At 70.2% G+C, this 21472-nt stretch carries 22 protein-coding genes and 1 tRNA gene; 12 read left to right on the forward strand and 11 right to left on the reverse strand.

Annotation, left to right across the window (positions count from 1 at the left end):
* The first annotated feature begins 94 nt into the window (after positions 1–94).
* A complete protein-coding gene (locus BM198_RS30625) occupies positions 95–1099 on the forward strand; it encodes a methyl-accepting chemotaxis protein (protein ID WP_074968553.1) in 1005 nt (334 codons plus the stop codon).
* A 3-nt stretch (positions 1100–1102) separates the two neighbouring features.
* On the opposite strand, the gene tyrS is transcribed toward BM198_RS30625, so the two are convergent.
* The 4 genes from tyrS to BM198_RS06000 all read right to left on the reverse strand — a co-directional run bounded on the left by tyrS (position 1103) and on the right by BM198_RS06000 (position 4743).
* Complete coding sequence (gene tyrS, locus BM198_RS05985; RefSeq protein ID WP_074968555.1) at positions 1103–2341, reverse strand: tyrosine--tRNA ligase; 1239 nt, start codon at positions 2339–2341, stop codon at positions 1103–1105.
* Positions 2342–2613: 272 nt separating this feature from the next.
* On the reverse strand, positions 2614–3471 hold the full coding sequence (locus BM198_RS05990) for an EamA family transporter (protein ID WP_074968557.1): 858 nt from the start codon (positions 3469–3471) through the stop codon (positions 2614–2616).
* 25 nt (positions 3472–3496) lie between these two features.
* Positions 3497–4159, reverse strand: coding sequence for a response regulator transcription factor (locus BM198_RS05995; protein WP_044405153.1), 663 nt, complete (start codon positions 4157–4159; stop codon positions 3497–3499).
* A gap of 41 nt (positions 4160–4200) precedes the next feature.
* Positions 4201–4743 (reverse strand): PQQ-dependent catabolism-associated CXXCW motif protein, encoded by a 543-nt coding sequence (locus tag BM198_RS06000; protein ID WP_083422339.1) that lies wholly within the window; start codon positions 4741–4743, stop codon positions 4201–4203.
* Positions 4744–5172: 429 nt separating this feature from the next.
* Here BM198_RS06000 and pqqA point away from each other — a divergent pair, with 429 nt between their 5' ends.
* The 6 genes from pqqA to BM198_RS06030 are packed head-to-tail and all read left to right on the forward strand — an operon-like array spanning position 5173 to position 10266.
* Positions 5173–5244, forward strand: coding sequence for a pyrroloquinoline quinone precursor peptide PqqA (gene pqqA / locus BM198_RS06005; RefSeq protein ID WP_072432761.1), 72 nt, complete (start codon positions 5173–5175; stop codon positions 5242–5244).
* A gap of 43 nt (positions 5245–5287) precedes the next feature.
* Positions 5288–6202: a pyrroloquinoline quinone biosynthesis protein PqqB gene (gene pqqB / locus BM198_RS06010; protein ID WP_074968559.1), complete on the forward strand. Its 915-nt coding sequence runs from the start codon at positions 5288–5290 to the stop codon at positions 6200–6202.
* 11 nt (positions 6203–6213) lie between these two features.
* A complete protein-coding gene (gene pqqC / locus BM198_RS06015; protein ID WP_074968561.1) occupies positions 6214–6966 on the forward strand; it encodes a pyrroloquinoline-quinone synthase PqqC in 753 nt (250 codons plus the stop codon).
* Positions 6963–7241, forward strand: coding sequence for a pyrroloquinoline quinone biosynthesis peptide chaperone PqqD (pqqD, locus tag BM198_RS06020; RefSeq protein WP_074968563.1), 279 nt, complete (start codon positions 6963–6965; stop codon positions 7239–7241). Before pqqC ends, pqqD begins: the two co-directional genes overlap by 4 nt.
* Positions 7213–8376, forward strand: coding sequence for a pyrroloquinoline quinone biosynthesis protein PqqE (gene pqqE / locus BM198_RS06025; RefSeq protein ID WP_074968565.1), 1164 nt, complete (start codon positions 7213–7215; stop codon positions 8374–8376). Before pqqD ends, pqqE begins: the two co-directional genes overlap by 29 nt.
* Positions 8377–8406: 30 nt before the next feature.
* Entirely contained in the window at positions 8407–10266 is a 1860-nt protein-coding gene (locus BM198_RS06030) for an alpha/beta hydrolase family protein (RefSeq protein ID WP_074968567.1), read from the forward strand.
* A gap of 4 nt (positions 10267–10270) precedes the next feature.
* Here BM198_RS06030 and BM198_RS06035 read toward each other — a convergent pair whose 3' ends face one another.
* Genes BM198_RS06035 through BM198_RS06045 form a run of 3 tightly spaced genes read right to left on the reverse strand, consistent with a single transcriptional unit; the run spans position 10271 to position 14124 of the window.
* Positions 10271–10702, reverse strand: a complete 432-nt coding sequence (locus tag BM198_RS06035; protein WP_074968569.1) for a copper uptake system-associated protein — start codon at positions 10700–10702, stop codon at positions 10271–10273.
* 23 nt (positions 10703–10725) lie between these two features.
* Entirely contained in the window at positions 10726–12642 is a 1917-nt protein-coding gene (locus tag BM198_RS06040) for a TonB-dependent receptor plug domain-containing protein (RefSeq protein WP_083422340.1), read from the reverse strand.
* Positions 12643–12693: 51 nt separating this feature from the next.
* The gene (locus tag BM198_RS06045; RefSeq protein WP_394328329.1) at positions 12694–14124 is read right to left on the reverse strand and encodes a di-heme oxidoreductase family protein; all 1431 of its coding nucleotides are present in this window, start codon (positions 14122–14124) and stop codon (positions 12694–12696) included.
* 122 nt (positions 14125–14246) lie between these two features.
* Here BM198_RS06045 and BM198_RS29505 point away from each other — a divergent pair, with 122 nt between their 5' ends.
* From BM198_RS29505 to BM198_RS06055, 3 genes are read left to right on the forward strand one after another with little or no spacing between them, the layout of a single operon-like run.
* Complete coding sequence (locus tag BM198_RS29505; protein ID WP_139233574.1) at positions 14247–14543, forward strand: hypothetical protein; 297 nt, start codon at positions 14247–14249, stop codon at positions 14541–14543.
* A 33-nt stretch (positions 14544–14576) separates the two neighbouring features.
* On the forward strand, positions 14577–15740 hold the full coding sequence (ercA, locus tag BM198_RS06050; RefSeq protein ID WP_044405130.1) for an alcohol dehydrogenase-like regulatory protein ErcA: 1164 nt from the start codon (positions 14577–14579) through the stop codon (positions 15738–15740).
* Positions 15724–17406 (forward strand): hybrid sensor histidine kinase/response regulator, encoded by a 1683-nt coding sequence (locus BM198_RS06055; protein WP_074968573.1) that lies wholly within the window; start codon positions 15724–15726, stop codon positions 17404–17406. Before ercA ends, BM198_RS06055 begins: the two co-directional genes overlap by 17 nt.
* Positions 17407–17416: 10 nt before the next feature.
* Here BM198_RS06055 and BM198_RS06060 read toward each other — a convergent pair whose 3' ends face one another.
* The 4 genes from BM198_RS06060 to mobA all read right to left on the reverse strand — a co-directional run bounded on the left by BM198_RS06060 (position 17417) and on the right by mobA (position 19554).
* Positions 17417–18202, reverse strand: coding sequence for a substrate-binding periplasmic protein (locus BM198_RS06060; RefSeq protein WP_074968575.1), 786 nt, complete (start codon positions 18200–18202; stop codon positions 17417–17419).
* Between the two features lie 218 nt (positions 18203–18420).
* Positions 18421–18497, reverse strand: a tRNA-Pro gene (locus tag BM198_RS06065).
* A gap of 163 nt (positions 18498–18660) precedes the next feature.
* Positions 18661–18882 carry a YgdI/YgdR family lipoprotein gene (locus BM198_RS06070; protein ID WP_044405121.1) on the reverse strand — a complete coding sequence of 74 codons (222 nt, stop codon included), beginning with the start codon at positions 18880–18882 and terminating at the stop codon, positions 18661–18663.
* 84 nt (positions 18883–18966) lie between these two features.
* Positions 18967–19554: a molybdenum cofactor guanylyltransferase MobA gene (gene mobA / locus BM198_RS06075; RefSeq protein WP_074968577.1), complete on the reverse strand. Its 588-nt coding sequence runs from the start codon at positions 19552–19554 to the stop codon at positions 18967–18969.
* Positions 19555–19624: 70 nt separating this feature from the next.
* Here mobA and moaB point away from each other — a divergent pair, with 70 nt between their 5' ends.
* Positions 19625–20164 (forward strand): molybdenum cofactor biosynthesis protein B, encoded by a 540-nt coding sequence (gene moaB / locus BM198_RS06080; protein WP_044405115.1) that lies wholly within the window; start codon positions 19625–19627, stop codon positions 20162–20164.
* Complete coding sequence (locus tag BM198_RS06085; RefSeq protein WP_074968579.1) at positions 20161–21375, forward strand: molybdopterin molybdotransferase MoeA; 1215 nt, start codon at positions 20161–20163, stop codon at positions 21373–21375. The genes moaB and BM198_RS06085 overlap by 4 nt, the downstream gene beginning before the upstream one ends.
* The last annotated feature ends 97 nt before the right edge of the window (positions 21376–21472 follow it).

Here is a 21472-nt window from a genome sequence, read left to right on the forward strand (position 1 = left end):
AGGGTCGTGCAAGACCCTGCCCGGCGGCTTTCCTAGAGTGCCCGGCACGTCGCCCTTCCCACCTTCCTCGCCGGGGCGGCGCCCGGGAGGATGCATGCTGTTCCGCGACACCCGAAAGGACTGGGTCCGCCAACTCGACACCCTGCTGCGGCAGGTGCTCGCCGACCCCGGCCAAACGCCCGCCCAACTCCCCGACCGCGCACTCTCCGACCCCCTGGAGGACCTGCGCCAGGCCCTGCTGGAGGCGCAGCGCCTGGGTGCCGACCTGGCGCGCTGCCAGCGCGAGCACGCGGCTGACCAGGCCCGCCTCGCCGATCTTGCACGGCAGCTCACCCAGCTCGAAGGGCAGCAGGCCGAGACCCTCCAGGCCTTCGACGCCGAACGCCGGCACTGGGCCCAGGCCCAGCGCGACTGGGCGCTGGAAACCCACGTCTGGGAGCAGACCCGCGCCACCCTCACCGAGGGCTGCTGGGACCTGCAGGTGGCCAACGGGCGCCTCGACGACCCCCACAGCCTGATGCGCATCTCCAACCAGTTCCGCGCCGTGCTCGGCTACCGCCCGGACGAACTGCCCGATGGCTGGGACAGCCAGGTGGGCATCACCCACCCCGAGGACCTGCCCCGGGTGCTGGGGCTGTTCGAGCGGGAGATCGCCGACCCCGCCGGCAGCGGCGAATACGTGGTGGAGTACCGCATGCGCCATCGCCAGCGCGGCTACATCTGGTGCCGCGAGCGCGGGCGTGCGGTGCGCGACGAAGGCGGCCGGCTGTACCGAGTGATCGGCGCCGTGCGCGACATCAGCGACGAGCGCGCCCTGCACCTGGCCCACGAGCAGCGCCAGCGGCGCAACCAGCAGGCCTACGGGCAGATCGCCCAGGTGGTGGGGGTGATCAAGGGCATCGCCGAGCAGACCAACCTGCTGGCCCTGAATGCCGCCATCGAAGCCGCGCGGGCCGGTGATGTCGGCCGGGGCTTCTCGGTGGTCGCCGACGAGGTGAAGAAGCTCGCCGGCAACACCCGCCAGGCCACCCAGGAGATCCAGGCCATGCTCGACGCCCAGGCCCGCGAGGCCGAGGCGCCGGAGAGCGCCCCGGCCTGAGCCTCAGCCGCGGGACACGCGGATCGCGTAGTGGCGCTTCTTGCCCAGGCTCAGGGTCCAGCCCTGGGCCTCGGCCGGCAGCGGCGCGTCGAGGTCGCGCACCTCCACCCCGTCCAGGCGCACGCCACCGCCGGCGGCCAGGCGCCGGGCCGCGCCACGGGAGGGCTGCAGGCCGGCATCCAGCAACAGGTCGATCAGCGTCGCGCCCTGCGCCAGCGCCTCGGCCGACAGCTCCAGCTGCACCGCCGCCAGGTCGCCCTGGCCGCCGCCGAACAGCGCCGCTGCCGTGGCTTCCGCCTCACGGGCCGCCGCCTCGCCGTGGGCCAGGGCGGTGGCGTGGTTGGCCAGCACCACTTTGGCGGCGTTCAGCTCGGCGCCCTTGAGCGCTGCCAGGCGGGCGATCTCGTCCAGCTCCAGTTCGGTGAACAGGGCCAGGAAGCGGGCCACATCGCGGTCGTCGCAGTTGCGCCAGAACTGCCAGAAGGCATAGGGCGCCAGGCGGTCGGCGTTGAGCCACACCGCGCCATTGGCGGACTTGCCCATCTTGCGCCCGTCGCTGGTGGTCAGCAGCGGCATGGTCAGCCCGTAGAGCGGCGCGGTGCCCTGGCGGCGCCCCAGCTCCACGCCGTTGATGATGTTCGCCCACTGGTCCGCACCGCCCAGCTGCAGGGTGCAGCCATGCCGGCGCGCCAGCTCGGTGAAGTCGTGGGCCTGCAGCAGGGTGTAGCCGAACTCCTGGAAGGACAGCGAGTGCTCGCGGTCCAGGCGCTGGCGCACCGCGTCGAAGGTCAGCAGGCGGTTGACCGAGAAATGCCGCCCCACCTGGTTGAGGAAGGCCAGGTAGCCGATGCCGTCGAGCCACTCGGCGTTGTCCACCACCCGCGCGCCGGGGGCGTCGAGGTCGACGTAGCGGCCGAAGGCGGAGGTGATGCCGGCGATGTTCGCCTGGATCTGCGCCTCGCTCAGCATCGGCCGGCTCTCGTCACGGAAGCTGGGATCGCCGATGCGCGTGGTGGCCCCGCCGATCAGCAGGATCGGGTGGTGGCCGAAGCGCTGCATCCAGCGCATCAGCATCAGGCCCTGCAGGTGGCCGACGTGGAGGCTGTCGGCGGTGGCGTCGAAGCCCAGGTAGAGGCTGACCGGGCCCTGGGCGAGGTGCTGGCGCAGGCCTTCCAGGTCGGTGCACTGGTGCACGAAGCCACGGGCTTGCAGCAGGGCGAGGAGGTCGGGGGTGGTGTTCATGGTGTCTCCTTGGTTGGGCCCGAGGAGACCGGGGATTCCGAGCCGCCTCAGGCGGATCGGATGAGCACGCGGCTACCGCCTGGAATCAGGAGTCGGGTAGGCGTAATAGGCGGCCGCGAGGCGGATCGTTAACGTATTCATGGTCTCGCATTCTAGCGGCATGAAAGGCCGCGTCAATGCGCGGTGGATCATGGAATGGGTTCTTTCTGCGGAGGGCCTTGTCGCTGTCCCATCAGCCGGCATGACGTCAGCGTGCGTCTCGGCGGTTTGGCTCAGGCCCCTGCCGGCTTCGCCTGGAACCGCCCCCGCAGCACCAGTGCGATACCACCCAGCACCGCCACCGACACCAGCGCCAGGCGCAGGCTGATGGCTTCCCCCAGCAGCAGGGCGCCCCCGAGGGCGGCCAGGACCGGGACGCTCAGCTGCACGCTGGCGGCCTGCAGGGCGCCCAGACCGGGGAGGGCGCTGTACCAGATGGCGTAGCCGATGCCGGAAGTGAGCGCGCCGGAGAGCAGCGCATAGGCCAGGCCCGGGCCGTCCCAGCTCAACTGGCCGAGGAAGGGCAGCAGCAACAGCCCGCCCAGGGGCAGGGCGCGGATGAAGTTGCCCGCCGTGGCCGCCAGCGGCGGGCCGGCCTGGCGGCCGAGCAGGGTGTAGGCGCCCCAGGCCAGGCCTGCCAGCAGCATCAGCAGGGCGCCGCCCAGAGGCGGGGCGCTGGCGCCGGGCAGCAACAGGACCACCAGCCCGCCGCCGGCCAGCAGGAAGCCGATGCTCTGCAGCGGCCCCAGGCGTTCGCCACGCAGCAGGCCCACCGCGCCCATGCTCAGCTGCACCGCGCCGAACAGCAGCAGTGCGCCGCTGCCCGCATCCAGTTGCAGGTAGGCGTAGGAGAAGGCGGCGGCATAGACGAACAGCGCAGTGGCGGCCCGCCAGTTGCCGCTGGGGGCCAGGGGCGGGCGGCGCAGGCGCAGCAGCAGGCCGAGCACCAGGGCACCGGCCACCAGGCGCAGCACGGTGAAGCTCACCGCGTCCACGGCGGTGTGCTTGAGGGCCAGGCGACAGAGCAGCGAGTTGCCGGCGAAGGCCAGCATGGCCAGGGCGGTGAGCAGCAGGATGCGTGGAGCGGGCATGGGCCTCCGGGCGTGGGCGCCGTGGTCAGCGGCGCAGGTAGGCCGAGAAGTCGATGTCGCTGGCGCAGAGGATCGCCTGCACCCGGTTGTGCACGTTGAGCTTGCGCAGGATGGCCGAGACGTGGGCCTTCACCGTGGTCTCGGCGATGTCCAGGTTGTAGGCGATCTGCTTGTTGGATTCGCCCTTGGTCATGCGCTCCAGCACCAGCAGCTGCTTGCGGGTCAGCGCCTGCAGCAGCTCCGGCGGGATGGCGTGCTCGTCCTGGCCCCGGCGCGGCGCGGCCTTCTGGGTGCGGATGATGTCCGAGGGCAGGTAGACGTTGCCGTTGAGGATCTGCTCGATGGCCTCGGTCATCTGCGCGCGCGGCGAGGACTTGGTGATGAAACCCACTGCGCCGTAGGTGATGGCCTGCAGCACCACCTGCTTGTCCTGCTCGGCGGAGACGATCACCACCGGGATGGTCGGCGCCTCGTTGCGCAGGTTGATCAGGCCGTTGAGGCCGTGCATGCCGGGCATGTTCAGGTCGAGCAGGATGAGGTCGAGGTCGTCGTGCTCCTGAGTCAGGCCGAGGGCGCTGTCCAGGTCGGCGGTCTCCATGACTTCGCTGTCGGGGAAGCCGTCGCTGATGACGTTGTGGATGGCTTCGCGGAACAGGGGGTGATCGTCGGCGATCAGGATCTTGTACATGGCCAGGTCACCTCGTTGTTGTGGTTGTGGGTGGACGGCGATCAGGGGAAGGGCTGCGGTTCGGCCGGTGTCAGCGGCAGGCCGGCCTGCTGCCAGGCGTCGATGCCGTCACGGTACCAGTAGAGGTTGCGGTAGCCCAGTGCGTGGGCGCGGCGGGCGGCGTTCCAGCCCAGCCAGCAATCGGAGCGGCAGTAGAACACCAGGGGCCAGTCCTTGTCGCCCTGGCTGATGCGTTCGAGGTTGCGGCTGAAGTAGGCCTGCCAGTCCGGGGTCAGGGCGCCGTCGCCGGTGTTGGCCAGCCACAGGCTGCCGGGCAGGTTGGCGTGGACCTCGTCGGGGATGAAGCGCTCGTTCAGCCAGGTGCGCCGGTAGACGTCCACCAGGCGGGTACGCGGCTCGCGGGCCAGCAACTGGCGCAGGCCCTCGGTGTCGAGGGTGCGGGCCTGCTCGTGCCGGGCCGGGGTGGGGCTGCGGTACTGGGTGATGCGGTAGCCGTCCGGGGAGAACAGCGGGGCGGTAGTGTCCGCCGCCCAGGCAGGGACGGACAGCAGGCAGAGCAGCAGGGCCTTCTGGATGAGGCGCATGGCGAGGTTCTCATTGTTCTTGTCGGCCCATTACATGCCAGGGCGGGAGCCTTGCAAATCCTACGTTCTACGGATTGAAGCAGTACCAAAGTAGTAGGTCGGGGCCCCGTGGTCGGCGGCTGGGGCGGGGCAAGGCCCCATCAGTCGGGGCTTGGCGAGCTGCGGGTCGGGCCTGGTGAGAGAGGGCTGGGCACCGGTCGCCGTTTTCTTCGAACCCGGGGCGGGCTCGGGCCCTCCAATCCCGGGTAGGGCACGCGGGGCCGTGCCGTGGCGGGTTCGGTCACCCGATCGGCCGGTGCGCAGGGGCTCGCCGACCCCTACCAAATCAGGACCGGAACTCCGTCGAAAGTAGCATTCGGAGCCCTCCGGGCCGGTGTTTAACTCGAGGCGCCGGAATGCTCCGGCCCCCAATAAGAAGAGGATCGACCCATGTGGACCAAACCCGCCTTTACCGACCTGCGCATTGGCTTCGAAGTGACGCTGTACTTCGCCAACCGCTGATCCGAAGCGCCCCGGTCCGCCGGGGCGTCCTGGGGGTTCTCCCATGCATATCCGCATTCTCGGGTCCGCCGCTGGCGGCGGATTCCCGCAGTGGAACTGCCACTGCCGCAACTGCGCCGGCCTGCGTGCCGGCACCCTCGACGCCGAGGCGCGCACCCAGTCGTCCATCGCCCTGAGCGACGACGGGGTGAACTGGGTGCTGTGCAACGCCTCGCCCGACATCCGCGCGCAGATCGAGTCCTTCGCGCCGCTGCGTCCGGCCCGCCGCCTGCGGGATACCGGCATCGCGGCGGTGCTGCTGATGGACAGCCAGATCGACCACGTCACCGGCCTGCTCAGCCTGCGCGAGGGCTGCCCGCACGCGGTCTGGTGCACCGAGATGGTCCACCAGGACCTGACCCGGGGCTTCCCGCTGTTCGAGATGCTCCGGCACTGGAACGGCGGCCTGGCCTGGAACCCCATTGCGCTGGACGGCGAACCCTTCGTCATCCCCGCGTGCCCGGGGCTGCGCTTCACCGCGATCCCCCTGCGCAGCAGCGCGCCACCCTATTCGCCGCACCGGGGCAACCCGCACCCGGGGGACAACATCGGCCTGTTCATCGAGGACCTGCGCAGCGGCGGCTCGCTGTTCTACGCGCCGGGCCTGGGGCAGGTGGACGAGGCCCTGCTGGGCTGGATGCGCCGCGCCGATTGCCTGCTGGTGGACGGCACGCTCTGGCGCGATGACGAGATGCGCCTGTGCGAGGTGGGCGACAAGCTCGGCAGCGAGATGGGCCACCTGCCCCAGAGCGGGCCGGGCGGCATGATCGAGGTGCTGGACGGCATCCCCGGCCCGCGCAAGGTGCTCATCCACATCAACAACACCAACCCCATCCTCGACGCCGGCTCCGCCGAGCGGGCCGAACTGGCCCGCCATGGCATCGAGGTGGCGCGGGACGGAATGGACATCCGGCTATAGGAGCCTTGCCCATGAGCCAGCACGCCATGACCCCGGCGGCATTCGAGCAGGCCCTGCGCGCCAAGGGCGCCTGCTACCACATCCACCACCCGTTCCACGTCGCCATGTACGAGGGCCGCGCCAGCCGCGAGCAGATCCAGGGCTGGGTGGCCAACCGCTTCTACTACCAGGTGTGCATCCCGCTGAAGGATGCGGCGATCCTCGCCAACTGCCCGGACCGCGACACCCGCCGCGAGTGGATCCAGCGCATCCAGGACCACGACGGCGCACCGGGCGAGGCCGGCGGCATCGAGGCCTGGCTGCGCCTGGCCGAGGCGGTGGGGCTGGACCGCGAGCAGGTGCTGTCCCAGGAGCTGGTGCTGCCGGGGGTGCGTTTCGCCGTGGACGCCTACGTCAACTTCGCCCGCCGCGCCAGCTGGCAGGAGGCGGCCAGCAGCTCGCTGACCGAACTCTTCGCGCCGCAGATCCACCAGTCGCGCCTCGACGCCTGGCCCACCCACTACCCGTGGATCGACCCGGCCGGCTACGACTACTTCCGCTCGCGCCTGTCCCAGGCCCGGCGCGACGTGGAGCACGGCCTGCGCATCACCCTCGCGCACTACCGCACGGCGGAGCAGCAGGCGCGGATGCTGGAGATCCTGCAGTTCAAGCTCGATGTGCTGTGGAGCATGCTCGACGCCATGAGCATGGCCTACGAGCTGGAGCGCCCGCCCTACCACACGGTGACCCGCGAGCGGGTCTGGCACCGGGGGCTGGGGCTATGAGCGAGGACCTGCGCATCCGCGTACCGGCCCTGCGCCGGGGCTTCCGCTTCCAGTTCGAGCCGGCCCAGGGCTGCCACGTGCTGCTCTACCCGGAAGGCATGGTGAAGCTCAACGAGAGCGCCGGGCTGATCCTCGAACGGGTGGACGGCCAGCGCAGCGTCGCCACCATCATCGACCAGCTCGCCGAGCGCTTCCCCGGCGTGCCGGGGCTGGACGAGGACATCCTCGCCTTCATGGAGGTGGCCAGTGCTCAGTTCTGGATCGAGCTGCGTTGAACCGCTCGGCGCTGCCAGCCCGCCCGGCCCGCCCCTGTGGCTGCTCGCGGAGCTGACGTACCGCTGCCCGCTGCAGTGCCCCTATTGCTCCAACCCCCTGGACTTCGACCGCCAGGGCGAGGAACTGAGCACCGCCGAGTGGATCGAGGTGTTCCGCCAGGCCCGTGAGCTGGGCGCGGCGCAGCTGGGGTTTTCCGGCGGCGAGCCGCTGGTGCGCCAGGACCTGGCCGAGCTGATCCGCGCGGCGCGTGGCTTGGGCTACTACACCAACCTCATCACCTCCGGCATCGGCCTCACCGAGGCGCGCATCGCCGAGTTCGCCGAGGCGGGGCTGGACCATATCCAGGTCAGCTTCCAGGCCGCCGACGAGGCGGTGAACAACCTGCTGGCCGGCTCGCGCAAGGCCTTCGCCCAGAAGCTGGCCATGGCCCGGGCGGTGAAGGCGGCGGGCTACCCGATGGTGCTCAACTTCGTCACCCACCGGCACAACATCGATCACATCGAACGCATCATCGAGCTGTGCCTGGCGCTGGAGGCGGACTACGTCGAACTCGCCACCTGCCAGTTCTACGGCTGGGCCGAGCTGAACCGCGCCGGCCTGCTGCCGACCCGCGAGCAACTGGCCCGTGCCGAGGCGGTGACCCACGCCTACCGGGAAAAGCTGGCGGCCGAGAACCACCCCTGCAAGCTGATCTTCGTCACCCCGGACTACTACGAGGAGCGCCCCAAGGCCTGCATGAACGGCTGGGGCAACCTGTTCCTCGACATCACCCCCGACGGCACCGCGCTGCCCTGCCACAGCGCCCGGCAACTGCCGGTGCAGTTCCCCAACGTGCGTGAACACAGCATCCGCCACATCTGGCAGGACTCATTCGGCTTCAACCGCTTTCGCGGTGATGCCTGGATGCCCGAACCGTGCCGTTCCTGCGACGAGAAGGACCGCGACTTCGGCGGCTGCCGCTGCCAGGCCTTCATGCTCACCGGGGATGCCAGCAACGCCGACCCGGTGTGCAGCAAATCGAAGCACCACGGCATCATCCTCGACGCCCGCCGCCAGGCCGAGGAGGCGCCCGGCGGGCTGGACGAGCTGGTGTTCCGCAACCCGGCCAACGCCCGGCTGATCGCCAAGGCGTGACCCTTGCCGAGGCCCTGAACGGAGGCCGTCATGCCGTCAACTGCCCAGCCTTTCGGGACCTGGCCGAGCACCTTCAGCGCGATCGATGCAGCCACCGCCAGTTGTGACTTCGGCGAGCTGCGCGTCGCGCCCGAGGGGCTGCTGTGGAGCCGTTTCGACCCGCGCGATGCGCGCACCACCCTGTGGTTGTGGCAGGGCGGCGCGCCCCGCTGCCTGACCCCGCCGGGGCAGTCGGTGCGCAGCCGCGTGCACGAGTACGGCGGGGGCGCCTTCTGTGTGCTGGACGGCGCCGTGGCCTTCGTCGACGAGGCCGACCAGCAGCTCTGGATTCAGCCCCTCGACGGCGACCCGCTGTGCCTTGCCGGCGCGCCGGGCAGCCGCCTGGGTGACCTGGCCTTCGACCGCCAGGGCCGGGCAGTGCTGGCGGTGGAGGAGCAGCACGGTAATGGGCCGGTGCGCAATCGCCTGGTCAGCCTCGACCTGGGCGACGGCCAGCGCCGGGTCGTGGCCGAGGGGGCCGACTTCTACGCTGCGCCGACCCTCTCCGAGGACGGCCTGCGCCTGGCCTGGATCGAGTGGGACCGGCCCGCCCAGCCCTGGACCAGCACCCGCCTGTGCTGCGCCTGGCGCGAGGCCATGGGTGGCTGGTCGGCGCCGCGCGTGGTGGCGGGGGAGGGCGGTGGCGAATCCCTGCAGCAACCGCGCTTCGACGCCCGGCGGCGCCTGCTCTGCCTCAGCGACCGCGACGGGGCCTGGCGCCCCTGGGGCGAGACGGCCGATGGCTGGCTGCCGCTGCCGGGCTGCGCGCGGCTGGACCACGCGCCGGCACCCTGGCAGCTGGGGCTGTGCACCTGGCTGTCGCTGGCGCCCGGCCACCTGCTGCTGAGCCGCTTCGAAGGCGGCTTCGGCCAACTGGTGGAGCAGCAGGGCCACGCCGAGCGGCGCCTGGCCCCGGAGTGGACCCGCTTCCGTGCCCTGGCGGCGGATGCGCGGGCCTTCTACTGCATCGCCCATGCACCGGACCGGTCACCGGCGGTGCTGGCCGTGGACCGAATCGGGGGCGAGGTGCAGGTGCTGGCCGGGGGCGAGCTGCCGTTGCCGGCCGAGGCCGTGCCCAGGCCCGAGGCCATCACCTTCGCCAGCGACGGCGAGCCGGCCCACGGCTTCTTCTACCCGCCGTGCAACCCGGCCTGCGAGGGTCCGGCGGATGAGCGGCCGCCGCTGCTGGTGTTCGTCCATGGCGGGCCGACTTCGGCCTGCTACCCGCAGTTCGACCCGCGCATCCTGTTCTGGACCCAGCGCGGTTTCGCCGTGTTCGACCTCAACTACCGGGGCAGCAGCGGTTATGGCCGTGCCTACCGTCAGGGGTTGCAGGGGCGCTGGGGCGAGGTGGACGTGGCGGATGCGCGGGCGGTGGTCGCCCACCTGGCCGGGCTTGGGCGCATCGACCCGGCGCGGGCCTTCATCCGTGGCGCCAGCGCCGGCGGCTTCACCACCCTGCTAGCCCTGGCCGGGGACACGCCGTTCCGCGCCGGCACCAGCCTCTACGGCGTCAGCGAGCCCCTGGCGCTGCGCCGGGTGACCCACAAGTTCGAGGCCGATTACCTCGACTGGCTGATCGGCGACCCCGTGCGCGATGCCGCTCGCTACCACGCCCGCAGCCCGGCCCTGCACCCGGAGGCGATCCGCGCGCCGGTGCTGTTCTTCCAGGGCGGCCGCGACGTGGTGGTGGTGCCGGAGCAGACCCGGGCCATGGCCGACGCCCTGCAGCGCCTCGGCCGCGAGGCCCAGGTGCACCTCTACCCGGAGGAGGGCCACGGCTTCCGCCAGGCCGCCAACCTGGCCCATGCGCTGGAGGCGGAGTACGGGTTCTATCAGCGGTGGTTGTGAGGCCTCAGTGCGTGCCGTGGGCGTGCCCGGCGTCCACCCGCACCTGCCCCTGGAACAGGGCGAACTGGCGGATGCGGGCGGCCGGTTGCCGGGCTTCCGCCTCGCGGGCCTTGCCTTGCAGCGTGCCGATCCGGGCTTCGGGTACGCCGGCATCGCGCAGGGTGGCGCTGTCCAGCAGGCTGTCGCCGGCACAGAGCACCACGCGCCAGCCCTCGGCAGTGCGCTGCAGCAGTGCCCGGCCGCCACGCTCGCCCTGGGTCCAGCCGGCGATGGCGTAATCCTCGACCGTGCTGACCGGCCCGACATCCAGCGGCGCGCCGGGCTTTTCCCAGGTGTGTTTCATCAGGTGCTCGATCTGCTGGGTCTCGTCGGCCAGGGCAAGCGGGCTGCCCAGGCTCAACAGGCCCAGAAGGGCCAGCGTTCGCAGGGTGGTCATGGGGCGTCTCCTTTCATGGGGCTTCAGAAGCCCATCTTCACGCCGACCTGGGCCGAGGTGCCGGGCATGGGGTAGCCGGTGCGGTAGGCGTAGTCGCGGTCGAACAGGTTTTCCACGGCGAGGAAGACCTCGCCCACTTCGCCGAGGGCCGGCACGGCATGGCCGACCCGCAGATTGACCACGGTGAAGGCGTCCACCTGCTCGGTGTTGCTGGCGCCGTTGACCCGCTCTTCCTGCAGGACGTACATGCGGCTCTGGTACTGGGCATCGGTGCTGACGCGCCAGGGGCCCTGTGCGTAGGTGACTCCCAGGGAGACGGAGCGCTCGGGGGCATACGGCAGGGTCTTGAGGGTCGGGTCCAGCCAGGTGAGGCCGAGGAAGCTGCTCCAGTTGGCGTTCCAGCGCTGCTGCCAGCTGGCCTCGCTGCCGCGCACTTCGTAGTCGCCGAGGTTGATGTAGGTCGGTTGCGACACGGCAGGCGGGAAGGCGAAGAGGTAGCGGTTCTCGAGCTTGTCCTGGAACACGGCCAGGTCGAGGGTGGCGCTGTCGGTGGGGTTGAACTTCACGCCCAGTTCGCGGTGGTCCAGGCGCTCGGGGTCCAGCTCGCGCCAGGTCTGCCCGAGGGCGGGGATCAGGTGGGAGAGCACCGAGGTTTCCAGCCCGGGGTAGTTCACCCCTCGGGAGACGTTGGCTCGCAGCTCCAGGTTGCGGGTGGAGAGCACCACCCCGGCATGGGGCGCCTGCTCGCTGGCGTAGACATTGTGGTCGTAGGTGCGGATGCCGGCGGAGGGGGTGAGGGTCCAGTCCGGCCCCAGGTCGATGGCCTGGCTGATTGCGATATGCGGGGAGACCAGGCGCAAGGTCGGGGTGTCGAACTGGTCCTGCGGGGCGGGTGCGACGCGGCGGAAGGTGACGTCGCCCCGGGTTTCGTCGATGTCCAGGCCCAGCGCCAGCTCGCCCTGGGACCAGGGTTGCAGGGTTTCTTCCCAGCGCAGCCCCTGGAGGACGAAGTCGGTGATGGTGTCGCCGTCCAGTCCGGTCTGCTCCAGGGCGCTGCCGCGACCTTCGTTGCGGTACAGCTTGAGGCTGCCCTGGGCCTGCTCGTAGTCATGCGCGAGGGTCAGGGCGGCGAGGGTTCCTCGGGTGCGGAAGCGTCCGTTGCGGGTTTCCGGCTTGTGCAACTGGCCGGGATCGGAGGCTTCGTTGTCGGCGTGCAGCAGCAGCAAGTGGGTCGACCAGTTTTCATTCAGGCGGTAGCCCAGTTGGCCGAGGCCGTTGTTGAGCCGGCCGTCGCCATCGGCACGGTCGCCGTCGGAGTGGGCACTGCCTTGGGCCAGGGTGTAGTCCCAGTCGCCGTTGCGCCCGCTGAGGGCGGCCTGTTCGGTGACGGTGCGGAAGCTGCCGCCGGTCAATTGCAGTTCGCCGTGATGGTTGTCACCCGGTCCGGCCTGGCGCGGGGCCAGGTCGATGGCGGCGAAGGTGTTGCCGAAGCGCTGTGGTTGCGGCCCTTTGTAGACGGTGACGCTTTGCATGCCATGGATGGGCAGCAGGTCGAGGAGCGGGTGGTTCCAGACCGGCATGTAGAACGGTACGCCGTCGATGTAGGTCTTGATTTCGCTGCCCGGGCGGCTGGCGCCCATGCCGCGGATGTAGACCGCACCCCCTTCGGCGCCCCCGAAGGCGCCTACCGGGTTGAAGCGCGAGACGGTGACGCCTGGGGTTCGACGCAGGGCGGAGGACAGGTCGAGGGCATTCAGGTCGCGGATCTGCTCCTGGCCGACCACGGTGGCGAGGCTGCCGAAGCGGTCGGTTTCGTTCTGGTCGATCACCGGCGAGTCCACCACCTGGGTGGTGTCCAGCTCCAGGGCGGCGGCTTGGGTGAGGCCGCTCATGCCGGTAAGGGCCAGGGTCATGGCGTGACGCAGTAGGGGGCTGTTCATCCGCGATTCCTTGTTGGGTTTTTGTTGTGCGGTGCTGTTCGCTGGCCGGGTTCAGAGCGATTCGAGAAAGCGCAGCAGGGCCAGGCGGTCGTCGGTGGCCAGGGCCACGACCCTGTCGCGCGAGCCCTGGGCTTCGCCGCCGTGCCAGAGGATGGCTTCCAGCAGGCTTTCGGCGCGGCCGTCGTGCAGGTACTGGGTGTGCCCGCTGACGGTGGCGGTGAGGCCGATGCCCCACAGCGGCGGTGTCCGCCATTCGCTGCCGCTGGCGAGGAACTCGGGGCGACCGTCGGCCAGGCCTGGCCCCATGTCGTGCAGCAGCAGGTCGGTGTAGGGGTAGATGTGCTGCTGGGCGAGCTCCGCTTCGGCGGCCTCGCCGGTGGTGTAGGAGGGGCGGTGGCAGGCGGCGCACCCCAGCTCGCTGAACACGGCCTTGCCGCGCAGGACGTCTGGACTGCCCGCCTCGCGACGCATGGGCACGGCGAGGTGGCGGGTATAGAACAGTACGCTGTCGAGGACCGATTCGCTGACCTCGGGCTGGCTGCCCTGGGGCGCTTCCCGACAGGCGGACTGCGCGCCGGTGCAGTCGTCATGGGCGAACACGCTGCTGCTCAGGCCCATGTCGCCGGCGAAGGCGGCGGCGTTCTGCTGGCGCAGGCTGGGTTGCCCGGCCTTCCAGCCGAAGCGGCCGATGACCGTGCGGGCACTGGCTTCGTCCCAGACCCGGTTGAGGCGGCCGCTCACCTGGCCGTGGCTCGCCTGGTCGCGCGCGTTGGCTTCGAGCTCTGCGTCGGGAATGGCCTCCAGCAGGCCGAGGCCGATCATCGGCGGGGCGACACGCAATGACATCAGGGTGTCGGGGTGGAGCGGGCCGTAGCCGAGGTCGCGGATCTCGATCTTCGGTTGGCGCAGGTGCACGTCGGTGCCGTCGGCCAGGGTCACGCTGCTGCGGGTGTACTCCAGCCACACACGGCCTTCGGGGCGGTGGCCTTCGAGGGCGTTGTCCTGCAGCTGTCCGCCATAGACCGGCTCGGCGAGCACGCCGTTGCGCACCAGGCTCGCGGCATCCTCCTCGCTTGCCGGGATCGACAGCCGCACCAGGGCGGAGAGCGCCGGCGCCAGGCTCTGCTCGTGGGGCGGGTGGCCACGGCCGTCCTTGATGTGGCAGCTCTGGCAGGCGTCGGTGTTGAACAGCGGCCCGAGGCCGCTCTTGCCCTGTGCGCCGTTGCCTGCAGGTTTCCAGCCGGAGCGGAAGAAGGCATTGCCGACGAAGAAGTCCATGCGCCGGATCGGGCGCAGGTTGTTGCTGGGCATGGAGAAGGCGTTGGCATCCTGCTGGGCGGTGGTGGTGGCCCCGCCCGGGTGGCTCTCGCCAGGCTCCAGGCGGGCCTGGGGCGAGCCATCGCAGCCGTGCAGGCAGGCGCAGAGCAGGAGCAGTGGAATGTTCAATGTCCACCCGCTGCGGGTGGCGCCTGTGTCGGGCACGTTGACCTCGTCGATACCGATGGGCGAGGGGAGGGCGGCATGGCCGCCGGGGCGGGATCGGAACCCGGGCGAGTACGGCGCCGGTGGCTGAAAGAGAGGCCCTTTGCGGGGAAGGGCCATCCATGATCAAACCGATCCAAAAAGCTCCAGGCCTAACCGTGGAAACCCATTTTTCAGCGATCTTCCGGCCTGAAGTGAGGCGCACCTTAGGCAGCGGGCCGGGCTTCAACAACTGCGACGACCTGCCGCAGCAGGGTGTCGTGCGAGCCTGTAAAACGGGCAGCGGGGTGGGTGTGGCGGAATGTCGCGGAGGCGACCGCAGATTGGTTGGCGAAACGCAAGCATGGTGGTCGGCTTTTTCTGTCGGACAACACCCGATGGTCGGATTGAAAACGTTATCTTTTGCAGTAGTCTGCTAGCCCATTCCATAACAACAAGAATCAGGCGGTTTCATGCGCCACGACATCAGCCAACTGCGTAAATTCGTCTCCCCGGAAATCATCTTCGGTGCCGGCTGCCGGCATAACGTCGGCAACTACGCCAGCACCTTCGGCGCGCGCAAGGTGCTGGTGGTGTCCGACCCCGGCGTGGTCGCGGCCGGCTGGGTGGCCGATGTAGAGGCCAGCCTGGCGGCCCAGGGCATCGACTACCGGCTGTTCACCCAGGTGTCACCGAACCCCCGGGTGGAGGAGGTGCACCAGGGCGCGGACGTCTACCGCGCCGAGGGCTGCAACGTGATCGTCGCCGTCGGCGGCGGCAGCCCGATGGATTGCGCCAAGGGCATCGGCATCGTGGTGGCCCACGGGCGCAGCATCCTGGAGTTCGAGGGGGTGGACACCATCCGCGTGCCCAGCCCGCCGCTGATCCTGATCCCCACCACCGCCGGCACCTCGGCGGACGTCTCGCAGTTCGTGATCATTTCCAACCAGACCGAGCGGATGAAGTTCTCCATCGTCAGCAAGGCGGTGGTGCCCGATGTGTCGCTGATCGACCCGGAAACCACCCTGAGCATGGACCCGTTCCTCTCGGCCTGTACCGGCATCGATGCGCTGGTGCATGCCATCGAGGCGTTCGTCTCCACCGGCAGCGGCCCGCTCACCGATCCCCATGCCCTGGAGGCGATGCGGCTGATCAGCGGCAACCTGGTGGAGATGATCGCCAACCCCGACGACATCGGCCGCCGCGAGAAGATCATGCTCGGCAGCATGCAGGCGGGGCTGGCCTTCTCCAACGCCATCCTCGGGGCGGTGCATGCCATGTCCCACAGCCTGGGCGGCTTCCTCGACCTGCCCCACGGCATGTGCAACGCGGCACTGGTGGAGCACGTGGTGGCCTTCAACTACAACGCCGCGCCGGAGCGCTTCCGCGTGGTGGCCGAGACCCTGGGGCTGGACGTGCGCGGGCTGAACCAGACGCAGACCCGCCAGCGCCTGGTGGAACACCTGGTGGCCTTCAAGCGCTCGGTGGGCTTTGCCGACACCCTGAGCCTGCACGGGGTGTCGGTGTCGGACATCCCCTTCCTGTCGCGCCACGCCATGGAGGACCCGTGCATCCTCACCAACCCCCGCGAGTCCAGCCAGCGGGACGTGGAAGTGGTGTATGCCGAGGCACTCTGAGGAGCAGCGCCAGGCCCTGCTGGGCCTGGGCAGCCACTCCGCGCGCAAGAGCCATTACCCCGAGCTGCTGAGCCGCCTGGAGGAGCTGGAGACCGAGCGCAACCGCTACAAGTGGCTGTTCGAGCACGCGGTGCACGGCATCTTCCAGGCCAGCCTGCAGGACGGGCTGCGCGCGGCCAACCCGGCGCTGGCGCGGATGCTGGGCTACGCCCAGGCCGACGAGCTGCTGGCGATGCCGGCGGATTTCGCGGCGCTGCTGTTTGCCGACGGTGCGGCGGAGCTGGAGCGCATCCGCGCCCGCCTGCGCGGCAAGCCGGGGCTGTTCGGCTACGAGACGCGCCTGCGGCGGCGCGATGGCAGCCATGTGGACGTGCTGATGAACCTGTTGCTCAAGCCGGACGAGGAGGGGCTGGTGGAGGGCTTCGTCGCCGACATCACCGAGCGCATCCTCGCCCAGCAGCGCCTGCAGCACCTCAACGATGAGCTGGAGCAGCGGGTGGCAGCGCGCACCGCCGAGCTGGAGGCGCTCAACGGCCAGCTGCGCGAAGCGCGGGATGCCGCCATGGCGGCGAACCTGAGCAAGGACAAGTACCTGGCGGCGGCCAGCCACGACCTGCTGCAACCGCTCAATGCGGCGCGGCTGCTGGTGGCGACCCTGCGCGAGCGCCGCCTGCCGAGCGCCGAGCAGCAACTGGTGGAGCGCACTCACCTGGCGCTGGAAGGGGCGGAGGACCTGCTCACCGACCTGCTGGAGATTTCCAAGCTGGACCAGAGCGCCATCCGCCCGGACGTGGAGGCCTACCGCGTGCAGGACCTGCTGGCGCCGCTGGTGTCGGAGTTCGAGGGGGTGGCGCAGTCCGCCGGGTTGCAGTTGCGCGCGCGCATTCCCCGGCACCTGGCGGTGCGCACCGATTTCCGCCTGCTGACGCGCATCCTGCGCAACTTCCTCAGCAATGCCTGCCGCTACACCGAGCGTGGCCGTGTGCTGCTGGGGTGCCGCCGGCAGGGCGATACCGTGCGCCTGGAGGTGTGGGACAGCGGCCGGGGCATTCCGGCGGACCAGCTGCGGGCGATCTTCCTGGAGTTCAACCAGCTGGACCGGGGCCGGGCGGCCGAGCGCAAGGGCGTTGGCCTGGGCCTGGCCATCGTCGACCGCATCGCCGGCATCCTCGGTTGTCCGGTGGAGGTGCGCTCCAAGCCAGGGCGGGGCTCTGTCTTCGCCATCCGCGTGCCGCTGGCGCCGCTGCCGGAGGTGCCGGCCCGTGGCGGCGCGGTGGTGCGCCCGCTGGCCGGCGACCCGCTGCCGGGGCGGCGCCTGCTGGTGGTGGACAACGAGGTGAGTATCCTCCACAGCATGGCGGCGCTGCTCGGGCAGTGGGGCTGCGAGGTGCTGGTGGCGCCGGACCTGGACGCCGCACGGGCGGTGCTGCAGGGGCAGGCGCCCGAGGCGATCCTGGCGGACTTCCACCTGGACCACGGGGTGACCGGCTGCGAGGTGGTGCGGGCCCTGCGGGAGCAGTTCGAGCGGCCCATCCCGGCGGTGATGATCACCGCCGACCGCAGCGACGAGTGCCGCCGCGAGCTGCAGGGGCTGGGTGCGCCGATGCTCAACAAGCCGGTGAAGCCGGGCAAGCTGCGGGCGGTGCTGAGCCAGTTGCTGGGCTAGCGAAGGCGGTTCAGAGGGCCTTGCCGAGGGTGCTCTGCAGGCGCTGGCGGTAGGCGTCCGATTCGCGCTGGCGGCGCACTTCCTCCCAGATCGACTGGGCCAGCTGGGGCGAGCCCTGAACCCGCTGGTGGGAGAGCATCAGGTAGTAGTCCTTCTGCTCCAGCGGGATGGGGCGCTTTTCGATATCGACTGACAGGTCCGGGTGGTCCGCCAGGACCTTGTCCGCCCGCAGCGTCTGCATGGCCGCCACGTCGAAGCGGTGGCCGTGGAGCATGCGCATCAGTGCCACCGGGTCGCGGCTGGTTTCTTCCACCTGCAGGCCGTGCTTGAGCAGCATCGGAATGATGGAAAAGCCGCTGAGGGAGCCTACCTGCCCCTGGATGCCGTGGAAGGCCTGGCCGTCCCAGTCGGCGGCGCTGCCCTTGATGCGGTAGAGCGAGTAGCTGGCGTCGTGCAGGCGGTAGTCGCGGTTCGGACGGCCATTCTTGATGTCGGGGTAGGCGCCCAGCACCAGGCGTTCCGGGTTGAAGGACGCGGCGAAGGCGCCGTCGTAGAGCCCTCGGGACAGGCCGTCGAGGCAGCGCTTCCAGGGCATCGGCACCTGGCGGATATCCAGGTGCAGGTCCTTGCCGAGCTGGTTGAGCAGGGCCTGGTTGAGGCCGCTGCCATCGAGCATCACCCAGGGCCAGGAATCCTGGTCCTCGTAGCAGAACACCAGTGGACCGCTGGAGTCCGCCCGGGCCGGTAGGCAGAGGAGGCAGGCGATGAGGCAGGCAAGTGGCTTGAAGCTCGGCATGAACTGGCTATCCCGGGCGTGTGCCCGGAGAAGTGTAGACGGGGGGAAAGGGGGCGGCTTTCTACCATGCTGGCCAATGGCCGTCCCGGTTCGTTGGTGAGGATGTGAACCGGTCTGCGTTCTGCAGCCGTTGCGCTGGAAGAAAGGGCGGGGTGATGGGGCTGGGGTTTTCGGCAGGCAATAAAAAACCCGCCGTTGAGGCGGGTTTTTTCGGGATTTGGTCGGAGCGACTGGATTCGAACCAGCGACCTTCTCGTCCCGAACGAGACGCGCTACCAAGCTGCGCTACGCTCCGTGAGATGGCGCGCATTCTACAGAAAACTTTTTGGTCGACAAGGGGTTAGCGAAAAAAATTTTGCGGGGCGACGGTTTTCGCGCTCTGGCGGGGGGGCAGATGAAACAAAGCCCGCGACGGGCAGGACCCGTGGCGGGCTGGGCGCGGGTGAGGCGCGGGACGATCAGAGTTCCTTGATGGTGCGGACCTGGTCCTTGTTGACCTTGGCGCGCTTGCCATCGAGTTGTTCGAACTCGTAGAAGCCGGTGTCGTCGTCGTAGTCCGGCTTGTCCACGGTCTGCAGCTCGCGGCCGTCGTTGAGGGTGATCACGCTGGGGGTGGAGCAGCCGGCGAGGGCGGCCAGGCCCAGTACAAGCGCAAAAGCGGGAAGGATCCGCTGGTTCATCTGCCATCTCCTTGATGAATGAACGGGTTGTTCTGGAGGCTCTGACGGACGAAGCGCGGCCAAAGTTCCGGAACCGGGCCAGTGTCACGCCGTCGGGGGCGTGCTTTCAAGCAGTTCCGGGGTGTTCAGGTTGGCCAGGCGCGGGTCGTCGTCGGCGCAGGGGATGGCCAGCGGGTCGAGCGGGCGCAGGGCGCGCTGGGGGCTGCGCTCGCCGGCCTGCCAGGCGGCCTCCAGCACCGGCAGTACGCTGCGCGGCAGGACGCAGAACAGCGGCTCCCAGAAACCGCCCCGGTGCAGCATCGCCGGGCGCTCGCCGGCGGCGTCGAGCAGGCGCTGCAGCAGCTCGTCGTCCACCAGTGGGGCGTCGCAGGGCAGCACCAGCAGGTGCGGGTGGCGGGCGGCGGCCAGGCCGGCGCGGATGCCGGCCAGGGGGCCCTGGTAGTCGGGGCTGTCGTCCTGCACCAGGCGGTCGGCCCAGGCGGCGTAGCGTTCGGTGTTGCGGTTGCAGGAGATGATCAGGTCGTCGGTGATCGGCCGGGCCACGGCGTGCAGCCAGTCGATCAGCGGGCGGCCGCGCCATTCCACCAGGCCCTTGTCGCGGCCGCCCAGGCGTTGCCCCCGGCCACCGGACAGCAGCAGGACGGAGCAGGGCAGGGCAGGCACGGCGGGCATGGGCGAGGTCTCGGCGAACGGGCGCTGTGATATAACACCGGCCTCCCTGTCCTACAACTGGAAGCCAGCCATGAACCACAAGGCCGAGGCGGTGTTCGTGCCGCTCAATATCGCCGTGCTCACCGTCAGCGACACCCGCTCCCTGGAGACCGACACCTCCGGCCAGCTGTTCGTCGATCGCCTCACCGCTGCCGGCCACAACCTGGCTGCGCGCGTCCTGCTGAAGGACGACCTGTACAAGATCCGCGCCCAGGTGGCCACCTGGATCGCCGAGGACACCGTGCAGGTGGTGCTGATCACCGGTGGCACCGGTTTCACCGGCCGCGACAGCACCCCCGAGGCGGTGGCCTGCCTGCTGGACAAGCGCGTCGACGGCTTCGGCGAGTACTTCCGGCAGATCTCGGTGGCCGACATCGGCACCTCCACCCTGCAATCCCGCGCCCTGGCGGGCCTGGCCAACGGCACCCTGGTGTGCTGCCTGCCGGGTTCCACCAATGCCTGCCGCACCGCCTGGGACGGCATCCTCGGCGAGCAGCTGGACAACCGCCACCGTCCCTGCAACTTCGTGCCGCACCTGAAGGCCGCCGCCCCCTGCGAGAGCCGCGGATGAGCGGCTGCGACCACCCCGGGCTGCTGCTGGTCGAGGCGGCCCAGGCGCGCCTGCTGGCGCTGGCCGATGCGGCGCGGATCGCCGGCGTGGAAGCCCTGCCGCTGGCCCAGGCCGATGGCCGCGTGCTGGCCGAGCCCCTGGTGGCCAGCCTGGACCTGCCGCCCTGGGACAACAGCGCCATGGATGGCTATGCCCTGCGCCTGGACGACTGGCAGGGCGAGCCGCTGGTGGTGAGCCAGCGGATTCTCGCCGGCAGTGCCCCGGCACCGCTGCAGCCCGGCACCTGCGCGCGCATCTTCACCGGGGCGCCGCTGCCCGAGGGCGCCGACTGCGTGGAGATGCAGGAGAACGTCGAGGTGCTGGCCGATGGCCGGGTGCGCCTGCTGCAGCCGCTCAAGGCCCGGCAGAACGTGCGCCCCCGTGGCCAGGAAACGCGGGTGGGCGAGACGGTGCTGGATGCCGGCACCCTGCTCGGCCCCATCGAACTGGGGCTGGCCGCGACCCTCGGCGTGGCCGTGCTGCCGGTGCGCCGCCGTGCGCGGGTGGCGGTGCTCTCCACCGGTGACGAGCTGGTGGAGCCGGGCCAGGCCCTTGGCCCCGGGCAGATCTACAACAGCAACCGCACGCTGCTCTGCGCCTGGCTGCGCCGCCTGGGCTGCGAGGTGGTGGACGGTGGCATCCTCGCCGACGACCTGGAGCTGACTCGCCAGGCCCTGGGAGCGCTGAGCGATGTGGACCTGATCCTCTCCACGGGCGGGGTGTCGGTGGGCGAGGCGGACTTCCTCGGCCAGGCGCTGCGCGAGGAGGGCGAGCTGGCGCTGTGGAAGCTGGCCATCAAGCCGGGCAAGCCGCTGACCTTCGGGCATTTCCGGGGTGTGCCGGTGATCGGCCTGCCGGGCAACCCGGCCTCGACCCTGGTGACCTTCGGCCTGCTGGCGCGGCCCTACCTGCTGCGTCGCCTGGGCGTGGAACGCATCGAGCCGCTGGGCTTCCCGGTGCCGGCCGGGTTCACCTGGAGCAAGCCGGGCAACCGCCGCGAGTACCTGCGGGCACGGCTGGAGAATGGCCGGGCGGTGATCTACCGCAACCAGAGCTCTGGCGTGCTGCGCAGTGCCGCCTGGGCAGACGGCCTGGTGGAAGTGCTGGAAGGCACCACCCTGGCCGAGGGCGACCTGCTGCGCTTCATACCCCTCAGCGAACTGCAGGCCTGATCTGGCGAGCCCGGAGCCCCGGGCGTCAGCTCGGGGATCAAGAGCCCCTGGGCTGAAGCCCAGGCTACGGTGCGGTGCTTGCGGGGCTTTTGTAGCC

The sequence above is a fragment of the Metapseudomonas otitidis genome (assembly GCF_900111835.1).
Classification (GTDB): Bacteria; Pseudomonadota; Gammaproteobacteria; order Pseudomonadales; family Pseudomonadaceae; genus Metapseudomonas; species Metapseudomonas otitidis.

What these genes read in the sequence shown, in the direction of transcription:
- BM198_RS06035 (WP_074968569.1), bottom strand. Translation starts at nt 10,702, where the DNA reads ATGACCACCCTGCGAACGCTGGCCCTTCTGGGCCTGTTGAGCCTGGGC.
- mobA (WP_074968577.1), bottom strand. Translation starts at nt 19,554, where the DNA reads ATGCCCGCCGTGCCTGCCCTGCCCTGCTCCGTCCTGCTGCTGTCCGGT.
- moaB (WP_044405115.1), top strand. Translation starts at nt 19,625, where the DNA reads ATGAACCACAAGGCCGAGGCGGTGTTCGTGCCGCTCAATATCGCCGTG.
- pqqB (WP_074968559.1), top strand. Translation starts at nt 5,288, where the DNA reads ATGCATATCCGCATTCTCGGGTCCGCCGCTGGCGGCGGATTCCCGCAG.
- tyrS (WP_074968555.1), bottom strand. Translation starts at nt 2,341, where the DNA reads ATGAACACCACCCCCGACCTCCTCGCCCTGCTGCAAGCCCGTGGCTTC.
- BM198_RS30625 (WP_074968553.1), top strand. Translation starts at nt 95, where the DNA reads ATGCTGTTCCGCGACACCCGAAAGGACTGGGTCCGCCAACTCGACACC.
- ercA (WP_044405130.1), top strand. Translation starts at nt 14,577, where the DNA reads ATGCGCCACGACATCAGCCAACTGCGTAAATTCGTCTCCCCGGAAATC.
- BM198_RS05990 (WP_074968557.1), bottom strand. Translation starts at nt 3,471, where the DNA reads ATGCCCGCTCCACGCATCCTGCTGCTCACCGCCCTGGCCATGCTGGCC.
- BM198_RS06070 (WP_044405121.1), bottom strand. Translation starts at nt 18,882, where the DNA reads ATGAACCAGCGGATCCTTCCCGCTTTTGCGCTTGTACTGGGCCTGGCC.
- pqqD (WP_074968563.1), top strand. Translation starts at nt 6,963, where the DNA reads ATGAGCGAGGACCTGCGCATCCGCGTACCGGCCCTGCGCCGGGGCTTC.
- BM198_RS06000 (WP_083422339.1), bottom strand. Translation starts at nt 4,743, where the DNA reads ATGCGCCTCATCCAGAAGGCCCTGCTGCTCTGCCTGCTGTCCGTCCCT.
- BM198_RS05995 (WP_044405153.1), bottom strand. Translation starts at nt 4,159, where the DNA reads ATGTACAAGATCCTGATCGCCGACGATCACCCCCTGTTCCGCGAAGCC.
- BM198_RS06085 (WP_074968579.1), top strand. Translation starts at nt 20,161, where the DNA reads ATGAGCGGCTGCGACCACCCCGGGCTGCTGCTGGTCGAGGCGGCCCAG.
- BM198_RS06055 (WP_074968573.1), top strand. Translation starts at nt 15,724, where the DNA reads ATGCCGAGGCACTCTGAGGAGCAGCGCCAGGCCCTGCTGGGCCTGGGC.
- BM198_RS06060 (WP_074968575.1), bottom strand. Translation starts at nt 18,202, where the DNA reads ATGCCGAGCTTCAAGCCACTTGCCTGCCTCATCGCCTGCCTCCTCTGC.
- pqqC (WP_074968561.1), top strand. Translation starts at nt 6,214, where the DNA reads ATGAGCCAGCACGCCATGACCCCGGCGGCATTCGAGCAGGCCCTGCGC.
- BM198_RS29505 (WP_139233574.1), top strand. Translation starts at nt 14,247, where the DNA reads ATGATCAAACCGATCCAAAAAGCTCCAGGCCTAACCGTGGAAACCCAT.
- BM198_RS06040 (WP_083422340.1), bottom strand. Translation starts at nt 12,642, where the DNA reads ATGAACAGCCCCCTACTGCGTCACGCCATGACCCTGGCCCTTACCGGC.
- BM198_RS06030 (WP_074968567.1), top strand. Translation starts at nt 8,407, where the DNA reads ATGCCGTCAACTGCCCAGCCTTTCGGGACCTGGCCGAGCACCTTCAGC.